At 60.4% G+C, this 16,271-nt stretch carries 16 protein-coding genes; 6 read left to right on the plus strand and 10 right to left on the minus strand.

What is annotated here, in order from left to right; all coding sequences use genetic code 11:
- Positions 1-8 precede the first annotated feature (8 nt).
- Positions 9-1,064, minus strand: a complete 1,056-nt coding sequence (mutY, locus tag GOW56_RS05720) for an A/G-specific adenine glycosylase (RefSeq protein ID WP_171205264.1) — start codon at positions 1,062-1,064, stop codon at positions 9-11.
- Positions 1,065-1,145: 81 nt separating this feature from the next.
- Between mutY and GOW56_RS05725 the strand changes: the two genes are divergently transcribed.
- Positions 1,146-1,652 carry a DUF721 domain-containing protein gene (locus GOW56_RS05725; RefSeq protein ID WP_152459280.1) on the plus strand — a complete coding sequence of 169 codons (507 nt, stop codon included), beginning with the start codon at positions 1,146-1,148 and terminating at the stop codon, positions 1,650-1,652.
- 13 nt (positions 1,653-1,665) lie between these two features.
- The gene (locus tag GOW56_RS05730; protein WP_171205265.1) at positions 1,666-2,328 is read left to right on the plus strand and encodes a DsbA family protein; all 663 of its coding nucleotides are present in this window, start codon (positions 1,666-1,668) and stop codon (positions 2,326-2,328) included.
- Between the two features lie 39 nt (positions 2,329-2,367).
- Here the strand turns inward: GOW56_RS05730 and lpxK are convergent, their stop codons facing one another.
- The 5 genes from lpxK to GOW56_RS05755 all read right to left on the minus strand — a co-directional run bounded on the left by lpxK (position 2,368) and on the right by GOW56_RS05755 (position 8,411).
- Positions 2,368-3,369 (minus strand): tetraacyldisaccharide 4'-kinase, encoded by a 1,002-nt coding sequence (lpxK, locus tag GOW56_RS05735; protein ID WP_171205266.1) that lies wholly within the window; start codon positions 3,367-3,369, stop codon positions 2,368-2,370.
- A complete protein-coding gene (locus GOW56_RS05740; RefSeq protein WP_171205267.1) occupies positions 3,356-4,594 on the minus strand; it encodes a 3-deoxy-D-manno-octulosonic acid transferase in 1,239 nt (412 codons plus the stop codon). The genes lpxK and GOW56_RS05740 overlap by 14 nt, the downstream gene beginning before the upstream one ends.
- Positions 4,591-5,391 (minus strand): 3'(2'),5'-bisphosphate nucleotidase CysQ, encoded by an 801-nt coding sequence (locus GOW56_RS05745; RefSeq protein ID WP_171205268.1) that lies wholly within the window; start codon positions 5,389-5,391, stop codon positions 4,591-4,593. The genes GOW56_RS05740 and GOW56_RS05745 overlap by 4 nt, the downstream gene beginning before the upstream one ends.
- Positions 5,378-6,724, minus strand: a complete 1,347-nt coding sequence (locus GOW56_RS05750) for a TldD/PmbA family protein (protein WP_171205269.1) — start codon at positions 6,722-6,724, stop codon at positions 5,378-5,380. The genes GOW56_RS05745 and GOW56_RS05750 overlap by 14 nt, the downstream gene beginning before the upstream one ends.
- Before the next feature lie 172 nt (positions 6,725-6,896).
- Positions 6,897-8,411: a DUF2125 domain-containing protein gene (locus tag GOW56_RS05755; protein ID WP_171205317.1), complete on the minus strand. Its 1,515-nt coding sequence runs from the start codon at positions 8,409-8,411 to the stop codon at positions 6,897-6,899.
- Positions 8,412-8,551: 140 nt separating this feature from the next.
- Between GOW56_RS05755 and GOW56_RS05760 the strand changes: the two genes are divergently transcribed.
- The 3 genes from GOW56_RS05760 to GOW56_RS05770 are packed head-to-tail and all read left to right on the plus strand — an operon-like array spanning position 8,552 to position 10,634.
- Positions 8,552-9,295, plus strand: a complete 744-nt coding sequence (locus GOW56_RS05760; RefSeq protein WP_171172269.1) for an SDR family oxidoreductase — start codon at positions 8,552-8,554, stop codon at positions 9,293-9,295.
- Positions 9,292-9,900: an enoyl-CoA hydratase/isomerase family protein gene (locus GOW56_RS05765; RefSeq protein WP_171205270.1), complete on the plus strand. Its 609-nt coding sequence runs from the start codon at positions 9,292-9,294 to the stop codon at positions 9,898-9,900. The genes GOW56_RS05760 and GOW56_RS05765 overlap by 4 nt, the downstream gene beginning before the upstream one ends.
- Positions 9,897-10,634 carry a VOC family protein gene (locus GOW56_RS05770; RefSeq protein WP_171205271.1) on the plus strand — a complete coding sequence of 246 codons (738 nt, stop codon included), beginning with the start codon at positions 9,897-9,899 and terminating at the stop codon, positions 10,632-10,634. The genes GOW56_RS05765 and GOW56_RS05770 overlap by 4 nt, the downstream gene beginning before the upstream one ends.
- Here GOW56_RS05770 and GOW56_RS05775 read toward each other — a convergent pair whose 3' ends face one another.
- Entirely contained in the window at positions 10,635-10,931 is a 297-nt protein-coding gene (locus GOW56_RS05775; protein ID WP_152459270.1) for an HNH endonuclease, read from the minus strand.
- Positions 10,932-10,979: 48 nt separating this feature from the next.
- Here GOW56_RS05775 and GOW56_RS05780 point away from each other — a divergent pair, with 48 nt between their 5' ends.
- The gene (locus GOW56_RS05780; protein WP_171205272.1) at positions 10,980-12,164 is read left to right on the plus strand and encodes a TIGR03862 family flavoprotein; all 1,185 of its coding nucleotides are present in this window, start codon (positions 10,980-10,982) and stop codon (positions 12,162-12,164) included.
- A 1-nt stretch (position 12,165) separates the two neighbouring features.
- Here GOW56_RS05780 and holA read toward each other — a convergent pair whose 3' ends face one another.
- Genes holA through leuS form a run of 3 tightly spaced genes read right to left on the minus strand, consistent with a single transcriptional unit; the run spans position 12,166 to position 16,206 of the window.
- Complete coding sequence (gene holA, locus GOW56_RS05785; RefSeq protein WP_171205273.1) at positions 12,166-13,194, minus strand: DNA polymerase III subunit delta; 1,029 nt, start codon at positions 13,192-13,194, stop codon at positions 12,166-12,168.
- Positions 13,191-13,682 (minus strand): LPS assembly lipoprotein LptE, encoded by a 492-nt coding sequence (gene lptE, locus GOW56_RS05790; RefSeq protein WP_171205274.1) that lies wholly within the window; start codon positions 13,680-13,682, stop codon positions 13,191-13,193. Before lptE ends, holA begins: the two co-directional genes overlap by 4 nt.
- Positions 13,669-16,206, minus strand: coding sequence for a leucine--tRNA ligase (gene leuS / locus GOW56_RS05795; protein ID WP_171205275.1), 2,538 nt, complete (start codon positions 16,204-16,206; stop codon positions 13,669-13,671). The genes lptE and leuS overlap by 14 nt, the downstream gene beginning before the upstream one ends.
- Positions 16,207-16,271: the final 65 nt, after the last annotated feature.

Raw genomic sequence — 16,271 nt, forward strand, 5'->3', positions numbered from 1 at the left:
CAGCGGACTTATTGTCCTCGCCAAAGATCATAGACCTTGCGCATCACGGTTGGCAGGTCGCCGGGCCTGAAGCTGTGTTTGTCTACAACTGTCAGATGTTCGGGTATGTCGTGATCGGTGGTATCTGTGGTCCAGATCCGCAAAATCAGGTGGAAATGCGTAAACGTATGGCGCACTTCGCCCGGCAACATCGTCCAATTCGCAGGGAATGGAGGCCGTTCGGCCGGGGCATCGTTCCACTCTGATCCGGGCCAGCCCAGCATTCCGCCCAGCAAACCTTTGTCAGGCCGGCGTTCCAGCACCATGGCCCCGTCTGCACTTTGCGCAACATACACGTGCCCACGGCGCGTGGGTTTGGGCTTTTTGGGTGTTTTTCGTGGCAGGTCGGCCTGGGTGCCTGCAATGCGGCTCTGACAGGGGTCACGCAGGGGGCAGATGCCACATGCCGGCGACTTCGGCGTGCAGATGGTTGCCCCCAAATCCATGACCGCCTGCGCGTAATCGCCGGGACGTATGGCCGGGGTCAGGGCCGACGCCTTTTCCTTCAGCAGGGGTTTGGACCCGGGCAGCGGATCGTGAATGTCATGGAGCCGGGCCATGACCCGTTCGACGTTTCCATCCAGCACGGTTTCAGGCCGATCAAACGCGATGGCCGAGATCGCAGCGGCGGTATAGGGGCCTATGCCGGGTAGGTTCAGCAGCGCTTCTAAGCTGTCGGGAAACCGGCCATCGTAGTTCTGCGTGACGGCACGGGCGCATTTCAAAAGATTGCGGGCGCGGGCGTAATAGCCAAGCCCGGCCCATTCCCCCATGACCTGCTCGTCCGGTGCGGCGGCCAGAGCCTGAACCGTGGGCCAGCGGGTGGTGAAGCGCAGGAAATAGTCGCGAACGGCGGCAACTGTTGTTTGCTGCAACATCACTTCGGACAGCCAGACCCGATAGGGGTCGGGGCGCATCCCGGCGGCGCGATCCGCCGGACCGATGCGCCATGGCATTTCGCGGGCGTGGCGGTCATACCATTCCAGCAACGCATCACTGACGGTGAATTCAGCAGAGTCACGCAAGTTTTATTCAACTCCCGGTCGGGTTTCGCTGGCACATGGTGGCCTGCCCAGTACAATAGAGGTGTAGGAGCAGGAAACCAGATGCAACGCAGACGTTCTTCGACCCGCGGGTTCAAACGCACCGCATCCTTGCTGAACGATCAGATCCGGCGCGCCGGGGAAAGCCGGGGGTTTGCCGTGTCGCGGCTTTTGACCCACTGGGCCGAGATTGTCGGCCAGGAAACCGCCGCCATCGCGCGCCCGGTCAAAGTGGGTTATGGCAAGGGCGGATTTGGTGCCACCCTGACCGTGTTGACGACCGGGCCACAGGCTCCGATGCTGGAAATGCAGAAGGAACAGCTGCGCGGCAAGGTAAACGCGGTCTATGGCTATAACGCCATCAGCCGTGTCCGTATCACCCAGACCGCTCCGACCGGATTTGCCGAGGGGCAGGCCAGTTTCGACCACAAGCCGAAGCAAGCCAAACCCCAGATTGCGCCTGACATTGCCACCGAGGCCGACAAAATGTCACGCGATGTACATGATGAAGATCTGCGCGCGGCTCTTGAACGTCTCGGGCGCAACGTTTTATCCAAACAGAAACGCTGAGAAAGGGCTGAAAATGAGCCGTATTGCAACCTTAATCTGTGCGGCCGTCGCCGTGGCCGCTGGCGGCTATTGGCTGACAGGGTCGAACACCAATGTCACCATTCCACTGGTCAGTGCCGCCGAAGCGCAGGAGGCAGACCTGGATACTTCGACGATCGTCGAGATGGTGCTGGGCGCCGAGGATGCACCTGTCGAAATCATCGAATATGCGTCCTATACCTGCCCGCATTGCGCGAGTTTCCATCAGGGCGCCTTCAAACAACTCAAGAAAGACTTCATCGACACCGGCAAGGTCAAGTTTACCTATCGTGAGGTGTATTTTGACCGCTACGGCCTTTGGGCATCGATGGTTGCACGCTGCGCTGGCCCCGAAAAGTTCTTCGGTATCACAGACCTGATCTATGAAGGGCAGGCAGAATGGACACGCGCAGGTGGTCCGGCCGAGATCGTGGACGAGCTGCGCAAGATCGGTCGTTTGGCCGGCATCGATGGCGATCAGCTCGAGGCTTGCCTGCAAGACGGTACCAAGGCGCGGACATTGGCTGCGTGGTATCAGGAAAACGCCGAACGCGATGGTATCCAGGCGACGCCATCATTTGTGGTGAACGGCAAGAAGGTCGACAACCAGTCCTACGCTGACTTCAAAAAGCTGATCGAAGACGAACTGGGTGGCTAAACACCCTTTTCCGGTTGGCCCTGTCTGGGCCGACCGGGCCTATTGTGGTGCAGGTGCTGCCTTCAGCAGCATGTCGCGGACCTTGTCGGTTTCGCCGACCCGCAGACGCACCGGCAGAGTGATCACTTTGCTCCGAAAAGCCGGGGGCAGACGTACGGCATCTTTCTCGGTCGTTATCATCTGAGCACCCAGTTGGCGCGCCTCGTTTTCCAGACGGGCCATCAGTGCCTGAGTCAGAGGCTGGTGATCGTCCAGGGCTTCGGCGCGGACCAGGTCTACGCCCAGCTGCCGCAGGGTTTTGAAGAACTTCTCGGGGTGGCCGATACCAGCAAATGCCAAAGCGCGTGTGCCGGTCCAGTCCATGCCGGTTTGCAGGGGCTCGATTGCTCCGGTGACATGGGGAACGGACAACTTGTCGCCCCACTGAGCGGTGAAAGCCATTTGCGCGGCCTCATCGCCCAGAGACAACACAAGGTCGGCCCGTTTCAACCCGATGTCGACCGGTTCCCGCAGTGGCCCGGCAGGCAGGCACAAACCGTTTCCGAACCCGCGTTGAGCATCGACAACAATGATCGAAAAATCCTTGGCCACCGAGGGGTTTTGAAACCCGTCATCCAGCACGATTACCGTGGCGCTCGCCGCTGCGGCGGCCCGTGCGCCTGCCGCCCTGTCCTTGGCAACCCAGACTTCAGCAAACATCGCCAGAAGCAGCGGCTCGTCTCCTACTTCGGCAGCCGTGTGCCGGGCCGGATCGACCTGCACCGGCCCGTCCAAAGAGCCTCCGTGCCCCCGCGTGACGACATGTGGTTCGTGCCAGGCGCCTCGAAGCTGTTCAAGGGTCCAGATCACCGTTGGTGTTTTACCTGTTCCACCAGCATTGAGGTTGCCGATACAGATCACGGGCACACCCGGCTTTTCGCCGGCCTCCGAGGCGATCCTTCTGGCGGTTGCCGCTGCATATAGGCGCCCCAACGGTGCCAGCAGACGCGCCCTCAGATCCGGTTGGTCCGGGGTCGTGTTCCAGAAATCAGGTGCCCGCATGATCCGCACTCCGCTGATCCAGAATATCCTGCACCATTTCGATCAGGGCGTCAGCCTGCGGTGCGCCTTCGGTCAACAACTGCCATCCAGCTAACGCCATGCCGGCAGCTTGATCCGGTGCCAGAAGCTGCACAACGGCGTCGCCCAGTTCGGTTGCAGTTTTAACCTCTTTGGCGGCGTTCACCTGTTGCAGGCTGGAATAGAATTCCTGATGGCGGTGCACATATGGTCCGAACATGATCGCGGACCCCAGCGCGATTGCTTCGGACGGGTCCTGACCGCCCGCGCCGCGTTCCAGCGAGCTGCCCATGAAGGTCACTGGTGCCATGCGATGCCACAGGCCCAGGTTTTCGGGGTCCGATGTCAGGACGACCTGCGTGGTGTCTTCAATCATGTCCCCTTCATCCCAGTTGACGCAGCGCAGGTCCATCGATTCCAGCCGCCGTCTCAGCGGCGTGACTTCCGGCTCGTTTGCCACGTGCAACACCAGAACCAGCCGATGCAGCATCCGCAGCGCCTGACGGTGGGCTGTCAGAACCGAGATGAATTCCTTGTCCTGAACCCATGCCGCCAGCCAAACCGGACGCCCGGCAAGTGTATGAGTGGTCTCGATAAGTTCGTCTTCTGGCCAGGGCCGGGGGTTGGGGCTGATCCGCAAAGGCGGTGATTCCGCAACTTTTCCGGATTGGATTCCGAGGCGGCGGATCTGTCGAGCCGTCTCGGCGGATGGCGTGAGAATCTTACGGAAACAGTCAAAGGTCACCCGTGTGATGTCCGGCAGCCAACGGGCGTTCCGGGACAGTGTGACGCTGAATTGGGCGTCGAACAGGACCAGCGGGATCGCCTGTTCGTCAGCGCGCGTGACAATGTTGGGCATCAGATCGCCACCGACCCACAACCCCATGTTCGGACGCCAGTATTCGATAAACTCGCGGGCGGCGCCACTCTGTTCCTGTGGCAGGTTGATCAAAGGGAACCTGCTGTCCGGCCAGTTGGACAGATCCTCATCCGGGGGTGCTGTCAGCAGGAAATTCAGCTTGGCCCTGACCTGCGACAGCCGACGGCAGAAGTCGGTCACAGCCCGCAGCCGATCCGGGGTGGCAACATGGATCCATAGCAACTCACCTTCGGGGCGCGGCAGGTTGGATTGCGGCGCAACCCCGTTGCGCAACCCCCATGACAACACCCTATAGGCGGCCAGGCTGAGTGAGCGCGGTTTGCTCATGTTCCGATTCCCGGCCCGGCCGGATCCAGCAGTGCCGACAGTTGCTGATGAATCGAGGCGCTGGCGGCGATCACGCCGTTCAACCTGGGATGCATATTGTTGAAGATCAGCCGTTGACCCGTACGGTCGGAACACACGCCGCCGGCCTCTCGGATGATCAGGTCGCCGGCGGCAATATCCCATTCCCAACTGGGGCGCAGGGTCAGCATGCCATCGAACCGACCCTGCGCAACCAAAGCCATGCGATAGGCAAGTGACGGGCGGTAGGCGCGTTCGAAATCTGGCGCCTGCGCGTCGCGCCAGTGCCGAGCGTCAAGATTTGGCTTGGCGGCCAGAATTTCTGATTGCAAAAGCTCTGCGGTATCCGAGGTCGTGATCGTCTTACCATTGAGAGTCGCGCCCTGACCCTGTGCCGCCGTGTATAGCAAATCCCGCATCGGCAGGTAAATGACCGCCGCCGTCACCTCGCCGTTATCGGCGACGGCTATGGAATGTGCCCAGGTGCGCGCACCTTCTGCAAAGCTTCGGGTGCCGTCGATCGGGTCGATGATGAAAGTGCTGCTGCGGTCCAGCCGGTCGGTGGAATCCTCGGATTCCTCACTGAGCCAGCCATAGCCCGGTCGCGCCGAACACAACCGCTCCTCCAGCATCGTGTTCACGGCAAGATCCGCCTCGGTCACTGGGCCGGCGCCATCGGGTTTGTCCCAGCGCTGTGCTTGCGTGCCGGAATAGCGCGTGGCGATCTTGCCGGCCTCCAGCGCCGCCTCGATCAGCAGGGGCAGATCAGTTGCCGGCAAGTGTCATTCCTTCGATCAGAAGCGACGGAACCACGCGCGACAGGTATGGGCGGGCATCGTTTGCCGGGATGATCCGGCGCAGCATGTCCCGCAGATTGCCCGCGATGGTGCATTCATTGACCGGATGCGTGATCTCGCCATTCTCGACCCAGAAGCCCGATGCACCCCTTGAATAGTCACCGGTATTGGGGTTGATCGTCGATCCGATCATGGACGTGACCAGCAACCCGGTACCCATATCGCGCAGCAGGTCGGCGCGGCTTTGGTCACCTTGTGTCAGGCTCAGGTTCCAGTTGCTGGGCGATGGCGGGCCCGAGACCCCACGAGCGGCATTTCCCGTGGACGCCATATCCAGTTTTCGCCCGCTCGACAGGTCCAGCGTCCAGCCGGTCAGAGCGCCGTTTTCCACGATTGCCCGGCGTTGTGTCGGCAGACCCTCGGCATCAAAGGGACGCGAGCCCGAAATGCGCGGGCGGTGTGGGTCTTCGATCAGGGACAGGTGCGCAGGCAGAACATCCTGCCCCAAGCAATCCTTGAGCCAGGATGCGCCTCGCGCGATCGCCGCGCCATTGCTCGCGGCCAGAAGGTGGCCGATGAGCGAGGACGAGATCCGTTCGTCGAAGAGCACCGGAAAACTTCCCGTCACAGGTTTGCGCGCACCAACCTGTTGCACGGCGCGTTCGCCTGCTGTGCGCCCGATTTCTTCCGCGCTGCGCAGGTCGGATTGGAACGTCCGGCTGTCGCCGTCATAGTCCCGTTCCATCCCCGTGCCTTCGCCCGAGATCGCAACACAGGAAACTGACCGGCTGCTGCGCGCGTACCCGCCGGTGAACCCGTTTGTCGCGGCCAGATGCACATGGTGGGTTCCGTAACTTGCGGCCGCATCCGACACCTGGGTAACGCCGGCGACGGCCAGTGCTGCGGCCTCGGCCGTCAGAGCATCCTGCATCAGGGCTTCGGCAGACGGGGCCGGGGCGGGGTCTGACAATTCCAGTGACTCTATGTTCCAGTCTGTGACCAGCTGGTCCTTGTCAGCCAGCCCGGAAAACGGATCTTCGGGGGCCTCTCTGGCCATTGCGACAGCTCGTTCCGCCATGGCGCGCAGGGTTTCAGGGCGGCTGTCGGAACTGGACACAATGGCGGATCGTTTGCCCAGAAACACCCGCAATCCCAAATCAGTGCCTTCCGAGCGTTCGGCATGTTCCAGCGCGCCGCCCCGCACTTCGACGGAAACAGAGGATCCGTCGATAACGATGGCATCCGCCGCGTCCGCGCCTGCCTTGCGGGCCACGTCAAGCAAGTGATGGCTGATTTCTTCTGGTGAGCAGGTCATGAGGCCTCCGGGTTGATTGCCAAGGACCTAGCCTTGGACCGCCCGTCTCGCAAGACCTGTGACCAGATTGTGCGTTGAGGATCGCGGTGAACCCGTGCCGTTTCAGAGGTTTGGGCAGGGGTTGGCAGGACAGAGAAAGGGCCGCATGTTGCGCGGCCCTTTCCGTTGATTGTCACTTGATACGTTGACCATTCGCTAGGATCTGGCCGTCTTCGGTGAACTCGATCTTCGAGTTCAGTGTGTCAGGTTCTTCGCCCGGAACTGCCATCAGACCCATCATCATGCGGGCGCCCAGCGCGTCTTCGTCCGAGATGATTCCCATTCCGATCAGGGTGTCGATCAACTGGTTGGCGCCAACCAGCTGAAGGTTCGCCACGCCGCTTGGGCTGGGCAGGCCATCAAACTCTTCGGTGTTGGTGTTGTCGAAAGCAAAATCACCGTCACCGGTCAGTTTGGCGCCAACTAGCGAAACCAGCAGTTCGTTGATCTTCAGCGAGTGCAGTTCCCCCGGCGCTTCGTCGGATTCGACGTCGATTTCAGGATCGAAGATATTCATCAGCACTTTCGCGGTTCCCGTCGCATCCAGCGCAATCGTCGCCGGATCACGCGGCAGCGCGCCCGCAGGATCGAAAATGCCCCACAATATGTCCGACATGGTGAAATCGGTCAGGTTCAGCCCAAAGCCGAAGGGTTGAACCTCGTCCGATTGCTGGATGGGGAATTCGAAGTTCAGGCCCGCCTTGGCCATCGAAAGTTCGATCGGGAACGGCAGGCCCGCCGTGGTAACGGCCATCTTCGTGCTGTTCTGGTCAATGTCATAGACGATACGCTCTGCATCGATGCTGGCTGCAAAACGCCCGCCTTCGGACGTGCTGTTCATCGAGAACGCCTGACCTTCGCTGGTCCCGCTCAGATCCGTGCTGCCCGCGGCATAGGTGAAGGTGCCGTCAAACGAAAAACCAGCCTTGTAAAAGGCTTCTGGGTCCGAAAAGTCAAAATCCGGCGGGACCACGTTGTTGCCCTCAAATGCCAGTTGATCGAGTTGACCGTTGATCAACCCGCTTTCGCCGCTTTCAGGATCCTGAAAGTTCAGATCATAAGTTAACGTGGCTGCGTTGAACGTCTGGCTGATGTTCCGATTGTCACCGATCTGCATCCGCGAGCTGCCGGACAGATCGCTTGCTTGGACATCGATGCCAAACACATCATTGGGCAGAGCCTCACCATCGACCTCAATCGAATCCAGTTTCACGCCCAGATTGTCAGCCTTGTAGTCATAGGTCATGTCGTCCGGTGTGCCTGACACGACCATTTTCAGTTGGTTGTGGGAATAGGTGACAGTGGCTGCGAAGTTTTCGTCTTCGGCCTGACCGGTGATTTCCATGGGAAAGCTTTCCGGCAGGTCAATGGTAACGGTCCCGTCACCATTTTCGGTCAGTGTCATTTCCGGCATGACCATCTGAAACTGTCCGTCCTCTTCGGGAAGGGCCACTGAAAGTGTCATGTTGGAAATCGTGGTGACGTCGCCCGAGATGCTTTCGTCTCCTGTGACGGTGTAACCCATCGAGGTGAAATAGCTCTGCCAATCGGACCAGACGTCATCGGCCGACAGATCGGCAAACGCCCCTTGGGTGGCAACGGCATAAGCCAGGGCAGCGCCGCAGCTGCGGCGAAGGAAAACGGACATAAGGTAACCCTTCTTGATCAATTTGTGGCGCATGGTCGGTTTTGTGGCGGGTATCGTCAAGGGGGCAAGGGCTGGACCCTTTCCCCGTTTACGCGCTACGGCTGTAGCCGACAGAGATTGCAATGCGTGAGGAAGGGCAAATGCAGGGAAAAACTGTTCTCATAACCGGGGCCAGCCGAGGAATTGGGGCCGAGGCAGGGCGCGTTTTTGCCGCAGCCGGCGCCAATGTCGCATTGGTGGCTCGCAGCAAGGACCAGATTGACGCTCTGGCGGCCGCATTGGGCGATCAGGCCATCGCATTGGCCTGTGACGTCAGCGATTTCGCGCAGGTGGAACAAGCCGTGGCCACATGCGTGGACCGGTTCGGTGGGTTGGATGTTCTGATCGGCAACGCGGGTGTGATCGATCCGATTTTTCATCTCTCGAATGCTGACACCGAGGCGTGGAGCAAGGCCATCGACATCAACCTGAAAGGTATTTTCTACGGGATGCGCGCTGCGTTGCCGGTGATGCGGGCTGCGGGAGGGGGGAGCATTCTGACGATCTCGTCCGGTGCTGCATCGAACCCGGTCGAAGCCTGGAGCCACTATTGCGCCTCGAAGGCCGGGGCCAAGATGCTCACGGAATGTCTGCATATGGAAGAAGCCCATAATGGTATTCGCGCCATGGGCCTGTCACCGGGGACGGTGGCCACCGATATGCAGCGGTCGATCAAGGCCAGCGGCATAAATCCCGTCAGTCAGCTGGACTGGGATGTGCATATCCCTGCGGACTGGCCCGCACGGGCGCTGTTGTGGATGTGCTCGGATGATGCCGATGAGTTTCTTGGCACTGAAATTTCGCTGCGGCTTGAAGACATCCGCAAACGGGCCGGGCTGATATGATCGATTTGACCAAAGAGGACGGCCTGTGGACCGTCACGATCAACAATCCCGGCAAGGCGAACGCCCTGACCGGGGCCATGCTCGCGGAACTGGCCGAGATCGCCGAATCCGCGACAGAGGCCAAGGCGTTGATCCTGACCGGCGCGGGCAAAGTGTTCAGCGCTGGGGCAGATCTGGACGAAGCGCGCGCCGGTCTGGCCAAATCGGATGTCTGGGAAAGGCTGTCCGGCGCCATTGCCGCGTTGCCCTGTCTGACCGTTGCCGCACTGAACGGCACTTTGGCAGGCGGGGCCAACGGTATGGCACTGGCCTGCGATCTGCGCATTGCCGTGCCATCGGCCAAGTTCTTCTATCCGGTGATGAAGCTGGGGTTTCTGCCACAACCGTCCGACCCCGCGCGGCTGACGGCTCTGGTCGGACCGGCAAGGGCCAAGTTGATCCTTGTGGCGGGTCAGAAAATCACCGCGCAGGAGGCGTATGAATTTGGCCTCGTGGACCGAATTGTGGATCCCGATCACCTGATGCAAACCGCACGCGATCTGGTGGCCGACAGCGTGAACGCCGACCCCGAGATCGCGGCGGGAATCGCAAGGTTGTGCTCATGAGGCTGTCTGCACTGCGCCTGCGGGTCGCTGACCCGGGTCGGCTGGCCGCGTTTTATCGCGACATTCTGGGCATGTCCGTCGGCCCAGCAGAAACCGGCCACCGTGTCGGCTATGACGGTGCAGACGCAGATATTTTGTTGCTGCCAGGTGGAGGAGGGTACACCCATGACAAGGGGCAGCGGTACTGGAAGATAGGAATCACTGTGCCGGATGTCGATCTTGCTGCGGTTCATCTGCGCAGGTTCGACGTTCCAGTGAGCACGCCGAACCAGTTTCTGGACATCGGCTACATGTGCCATCTTGCGGATCCCGAAGGATTCGTCATCGAACTGCTGCAACATGATTTCGAAGGCAACCGGCCGCCGCATGCCGCGAACCCCGACGCGCCTTTTGCGCAGGCTCGGATCGGTCAGATTACCCTTCGAACCGGCGATATTGCCGCCGAAGACGCATTCTGGCGCGCCCGGGGCATGTCGTTGCTGTCGATGCAGGAGGTCGCCCCTTACGGCTTTGACCTGCATTTCTATGCCTTTACCGACGAAACCCCGCCCAATCATGATCTTTGGGCTGTTGAAAACCGCGAATGGCTGTGGAAACGCGCCTATACGACGTTGGAATTCCAACATGTTGCGGGCGCACAATTCGCCCATGTACCGGACTTTCGGGGTATCGAGATCGAAGGCCTGTCCGAACCTCTCACAGATATTGTCGGCGACCAGATCCTGCCAGGTTGATCAGCGCCCGCGCCGCTTGCCCGGAACTTTCGAACGAAACCCGGGTGGACGTTTGCGGACCCAAGTCAAAAATTTCTCGAGCCTTGGATGCGCACGCAGGGCCTCAACTGTGTTGAAACTGCGTGCCAGTTCGGCTTCGGTCAGGGTGGCGTGCACCTCTTTGTGGCAGATCTGATGCAGCAGAACCGTTGGTCCGCCCTTGCCTCCTTTGAGTTTTGGGATCAGATGATGCAGGCTGCCACCCCCGTTGGGGATCGGGCGGCCGCAAAGCGGGCAGATCGGATCGCTGTTCGTCATGATGATGTGAAACTTGCGCCTGTGACGGGCGAAGGCAAGAGGGTGCGAATGGCGCAGGCAGTGGTGATCGGAGCAGGCCCCGCCGGGTTGATGGCGGCAGAACAGCTGGCCGCAGCCGGGCATTCCGTGTTGGTGGCCGAGGCCAAACCTTCGGTCGCGCGCAAGTTCCTGATGGCCGGGAAATCGGGGCTGAACCTGACCAAGGACGAGCCGCTTGGTGACCTGATCCGCGCCTATGGTGAAGCGGCGGATTGGTTGCGTCCGATCATGTCTGACTTTGATGCCGAAGCTGTTCAGCACTGGGCGCGCGGGTTGGGGCAGGCGCTGTTTGTCGGTTCGACGGGGCGCGTGTTTCCCGAAGCAATGAAGGCCTCACCCTTGTTGCGGGCCTGGTTGGCACGATTGGGCAAGGCCGGGGTCGAAATCAGGACCCGCTGGCGTTGGACTGGCTGGGAAAATGATGCGCCGGTGTTTGACACTCCGGACGGGCGGCGCAGTGTTTCGACGGATGTCACCGTGCTGGCACTGGGCGGTGCAAGCTGGGCCCGCCTTGGCTCGGACGGTCACTGGGCGCAGATATTGGACGGAAAAGACGTGGCTTTGGCACCCTTTGAACCCGCAAACTCAGCCATTTCCGTTGATTGGAGCCCACATATGCAGCCCCATTTCGGGGCCGCATTGAAATCGATCCGATGGATGGCAGGCGATTTGGAAAGCCGAGGAGAGGCTGCGATTTCCAGAACCGGTCTGGAAGGCGGAGGGCTGTATACGCTGACACCGGCCTTGCGCGCGGGGCAGCCATTGTTTGCTGATCTGACGCCTGATCTGGACCAACAGGCTCTGCTGGCGCGGTTGTCCGCGAAACGGTCGAAAACAACACTGTCCCAGTGGATGAGAAAATCGCTGAACCTGTCTGCTCAGAAAATCACCCTGTTTCATGAAATGGCAAAACGCGGCGGCCACTCTCAACCCGTGCAAGTGAGCATATTGAAAAAGCTGCCTATCCGGCATGCCGGCCTTCGCCCGATGGACGAAGCCATTTCGACCGCAGGTGGTATCAAACGGACAGCGCTGGATGACGGGCTGATGCTGACAGCCCTGCCGGGTGTGTTCTGCGCCGGGGAAATGCTGGATTGGGAAGCCCCGACCGGGGGCTATCTGCTTACGGCTTGCCTGGCAACCGGGCGCTGGGCCGGTCGGTCTGCCGCGGACTGGCTGGAAAAGGCTGAGTGACCTAGCGGGACCGCGCCAACATCGCCAAACGGATCATCGCGCGTTCCACCAGCGCCATTGCGGGGGCTGTCTGCCCCGCAGACCGCAGCGCCAAATCCGTATCGGTCAGAACCGTCAGCGCGGTTTGCAGCTTGGCCGCCCCCCAACCTTGTGCCTGCCGCAGGATACGGTCACGCCGTTTGCCGTAAACCGGCGGACGCAGCTTGCCGATGCCCTGCGCAGCACCACCGGGATCAGAAGCGCAGGCATAGAGTGTCCGAAAATGCCGCATCGCTCCGATGCACAGAGTCACGCCATTGGTGCCCTGCGCCTGCAATCTCCGGATCAGCGGCCCGATCTCACCGGCGCGGCCTTCGGCAACGACGTTGAGAACATCATCCAGCGCCGCCTCGGTCGAGCGCGGGGCGCAGGCCTCGATATCTTCGATTGTCAAATCAGTGCTGTCACCGCGTTTGTAAAGAGACAGTTTTTCAATCGTTTGGGCGAAATCACCGGGGCTTAGGCTTACTGCCAATTCGCTGATTGCAGACATGACATCTCGGGGCACGTTTTTCATACCCGACTCGGCAAGAACCCGTTCCACTTCGGCGCGTGAGGGCGGGTCGTCATAAATGCCGACGGCATAGGCGGCAGGGTGGCCTTCGAACGCCTTGCGGATTTTCGAGCTGGGTTTCAATTGCCCCGCGGTCACGATGATCTGGGCGTCTCCGGGGGCCCAATCTTCGAGCGCGGCCAGAATTGACGACGCCGCGGTTTCGGTTGCGTCTTCCACGAAAACGGCACGTGGACCGGGAAAGAAGCCGACCGCCTTGACCGCGTCCAGCAGCAGGGCGGGATCACCACGCAGATCGCCACCGGGCATGCGGGTCAGGCGCATTTCTTCTTCGGCTTGGGGGCCAAGCAGAGCGGCCAGCACCTGTTGCCGCTTGAGCGCAACCCGCATCGCATCCGCGCCATAGATAAGCAGCCCGGTCTTGTCCGCGTCCGGCTTGGCAAAATACCCCTCAGCCTCGCGCGGGCTCAGCTTCATGCGGCCAGATCCGGTGTGGCGTAAAGACGGTTCATGATCTGACCCGACAGAATCATCATCAACCGTCTCTTGGCATCGCGCTCATCCGCCAAGGTAGAAACGGTCGATCCTGCGGCAGAATATGACACGAAATCCGCCACCGAGCCCGAGGCGATGATCTGACCGGTTGCGTTGGACCGCAGGTTGTATTGCGCGCGTCCGTCGATCGTGTAGCGTTGCGTTTCGTTTGTGGTGGTGATTGCTGCGCCACGCGTCACGGTCGAAACTTGAACATCCAGCTTGTAATCGTTCCCCGACCCGGCGCTTCGCCCCAGTTGCTGTTCCAGATTTTGGACCAGCAAATAGCTTTCCACGGTGTTGGGCGCCGACACCTCGACGCGGCCATATAAGGCCGAACCCGATCCACCAGGTGCATAGACGGGCTCAAAGCCGCAGGCGGCCAGCGCCAGCGGCATCAGCAAAAACGTTCTGCGATCAAACGACAACATTCACAATCCGGCCCGGAACGACGATCACTTTCTTCGGCGCATTCCCTTCCAGCGCCTTTTGAACAGCTTCGGTGCTGAGCGCAATTTTTTCAACCTCGGCTTTGTCCAGATCCTTGGCCACGCTGATTTCCGCGCGACGCTTGCCGTTGATCTGAATCGGCAAGGTGACGGTGTCATCAACCAGCATCGCCTCGTCGGCGACGGGCCATGGCGCAACGGCCACAAGGCCTTCGCCGCCCTGATGGGCCCAAATATCTTCCGCCAGATGCGGTGTCATCGGCGACATCAGCTGTGCCAGCGTTTTGATGGCCTGCTTTTGGGCCGCAGCACCTGCCTTGGATTTCGCCAGCGTGTTGGTGAAGGCATAAAGCTTGGCGATGGCCGCGTTGAAGCCAAAGCTTTCAACACCCAATGTCACATCGCGGATGGTTTTGTGCATCTCGCGCAGCAGTTCCTCATCGCCTTCACCCGTGGCGTTCGGGTCCATGGCGCCGATCTTGTCGCAGAGATTCCAGACACGGTTGAGATGCTTGTACGCGGCCTCGGCCCCCGCAGCCGTCCATTCCACGTCCCGTTCGGGTGGCGAATCGGACAGCACGAACCAGCGCGCGGTATCGGCGCCGAAGGCCGAGATGATGCTGACCGGGTCGACAACGTTCTTCTTGGACTTTGACATTTTGGCCGATGGGATGATCTCGACCTCTGTGCCGTCAGCCAGTTTTCCGTCCGTGACCTCTTCGGGCAGGTGATAGACCGGACGACCGTTGGCATCGCGGGTCTGGTAGATCTCGTGCGTCACCATGCCTTGGGTAAACAGCGCGTCGAAGGGTTCGATGGCTTTGTCCGGCAAATGCCCGGTGATGTTCATCGCGCGGGCGAAGAACCGCGAATACAGCAGATGCAGAATCGCGTGTTCGATCCCGCCGATATACTGGTCAACATTCATCCAGTATTCCGCCTCGGCCAGATCGGTGGGCGTTTCCGCGCGCGGAGCGGTGAAGCGCGCGAAATACCACGACGAATCCACGAATGTGTCCATCGTGTCGGTCTCGCGCTTGGCAGGGGCGCCACAATTCGGGCAGGCGCAGTCGCGCCAGGTCGGGTGACGGTCCAGCGGGTTGCCCGGTTTGTCGAAGGTGACATCATCGGGCAGGCGAACTGGAAGGTTCTCTTTCTTTTCAGAGACCACACCACAGCTTTCGCAGTGAACGACAGGAATCGGACAACCCCAATAGCGCTGACGGCTCAAGCCCCAGTCTCGCAGGCGATATTTCGTGACCCCTTCGCCCCAACCGGCTTTTTCGGCGAAATCGATGGTGGTGTTGATCGCCTCTTCTCCGGTTGCTTCGGTCAAGCCTGCGAAATGGTTTACCCAGCGGACTTTCTCGGTCTTTGGCGGGACAAAGGCGATCTTGTCGACCGGCGTGTCGTCGTCCAGCGCAAAGAACGTATCGATCACCGGCAGATCGTATTTGCGGCAGAAATCAAGGTCGCGTTGGTCATGGGCCGGGCAGGCGAAGATCGCGCCGGTGCCGTAATCCATCAGGATGAAATTGGCGATCCAGACCGGCAGTTCCCAGTTCGGGTCCAACGGGTGCTTGACGCGGATGCCGGTGTCGAAACCCAGCTTTTCGCCAGTTTCGATGGCCTCTTCCGTGGTGCCGCCCTTGCGACATTCAGCAACGAATTCAGCGACCTCCGGGATTTCGGCCTCAAGCTGTTTGGCGATCGGGTGATCGGGCGAGATCCCAACGAAGGATGCGCCCAGCAGCGTGTCGGGGCGCGTCGTGTAGACAGTGATCGGTTCCCCACCATCGGTGCGCTCGAACCCGAATTGCAGGCCGCGCGACTTGCCGATCCAGTTTTCCTGCATCAGTCGAACCTTGGCGGGCCAGTTTTCCAGCGTGTCCAGAGCGTTCAGCAGTTCTTCGGAATAATCCGAGATCTTGAAGAACCACTGCGTCAGCTCGCGCCGTTCCACCAGCGCACCCGAGCGCCAGCCGCGCCCGTTTTCCACCTGTTCATTGGCCAGAACGGTCATGTCGACCGGATCCCAGTTGACCACGGCGTTCTTGCGATAGACCAGCCCTGCCTCGAGCATGTCGAGGAACAGCGCCTGCTGCTGGCCGTAGTACTCCGGATCACATGTGGCGAATTCACGGGACCAGTCGATCGACAGGCCCAGTGGCTTCATCTGGGCGCGCATGTCGGCGATATTGCCGTAAGTCCACTCTTTGGGGTGGCCGCCGATCGCCATGGCAGCGTTTTCCGCCGGCATCCCGAACGCGTCCCAGCCCATGGGGTGCAGAACATTGTGCCCGGTGGCCAGCTTGTGCCGCGCGATGACGTCGCCCATCGTATAGTTGCGCACATGCCCCATATGGATTCGGCCGGACGGGTAGGGGAACATCTCAAGCACATAGTATTTCGGCTTGTCCGCCTTGTGGTTGGCGGTGAAGATTCCTGCCTTGTCCCAGGCTTCTTGCCATTTTGCTTCGATTTCGGTGGCCGAATAGCGCGACATTGTGCGGTCCTTCGTGAATGAAAACGCCGGGTAGGAACCCGGCGTGGTATTAGTGTGATTTTCGG

Origin of the sequence: Ruegeria sp. HKCCA0235A (assembly GCF_013033235.1) — a bacterium.
GTDB lineage: Bacteria > Pseudomonadota > Alphaproteobacteria > Rhodobacterales > Rhodobacteraceae > Ruegeria.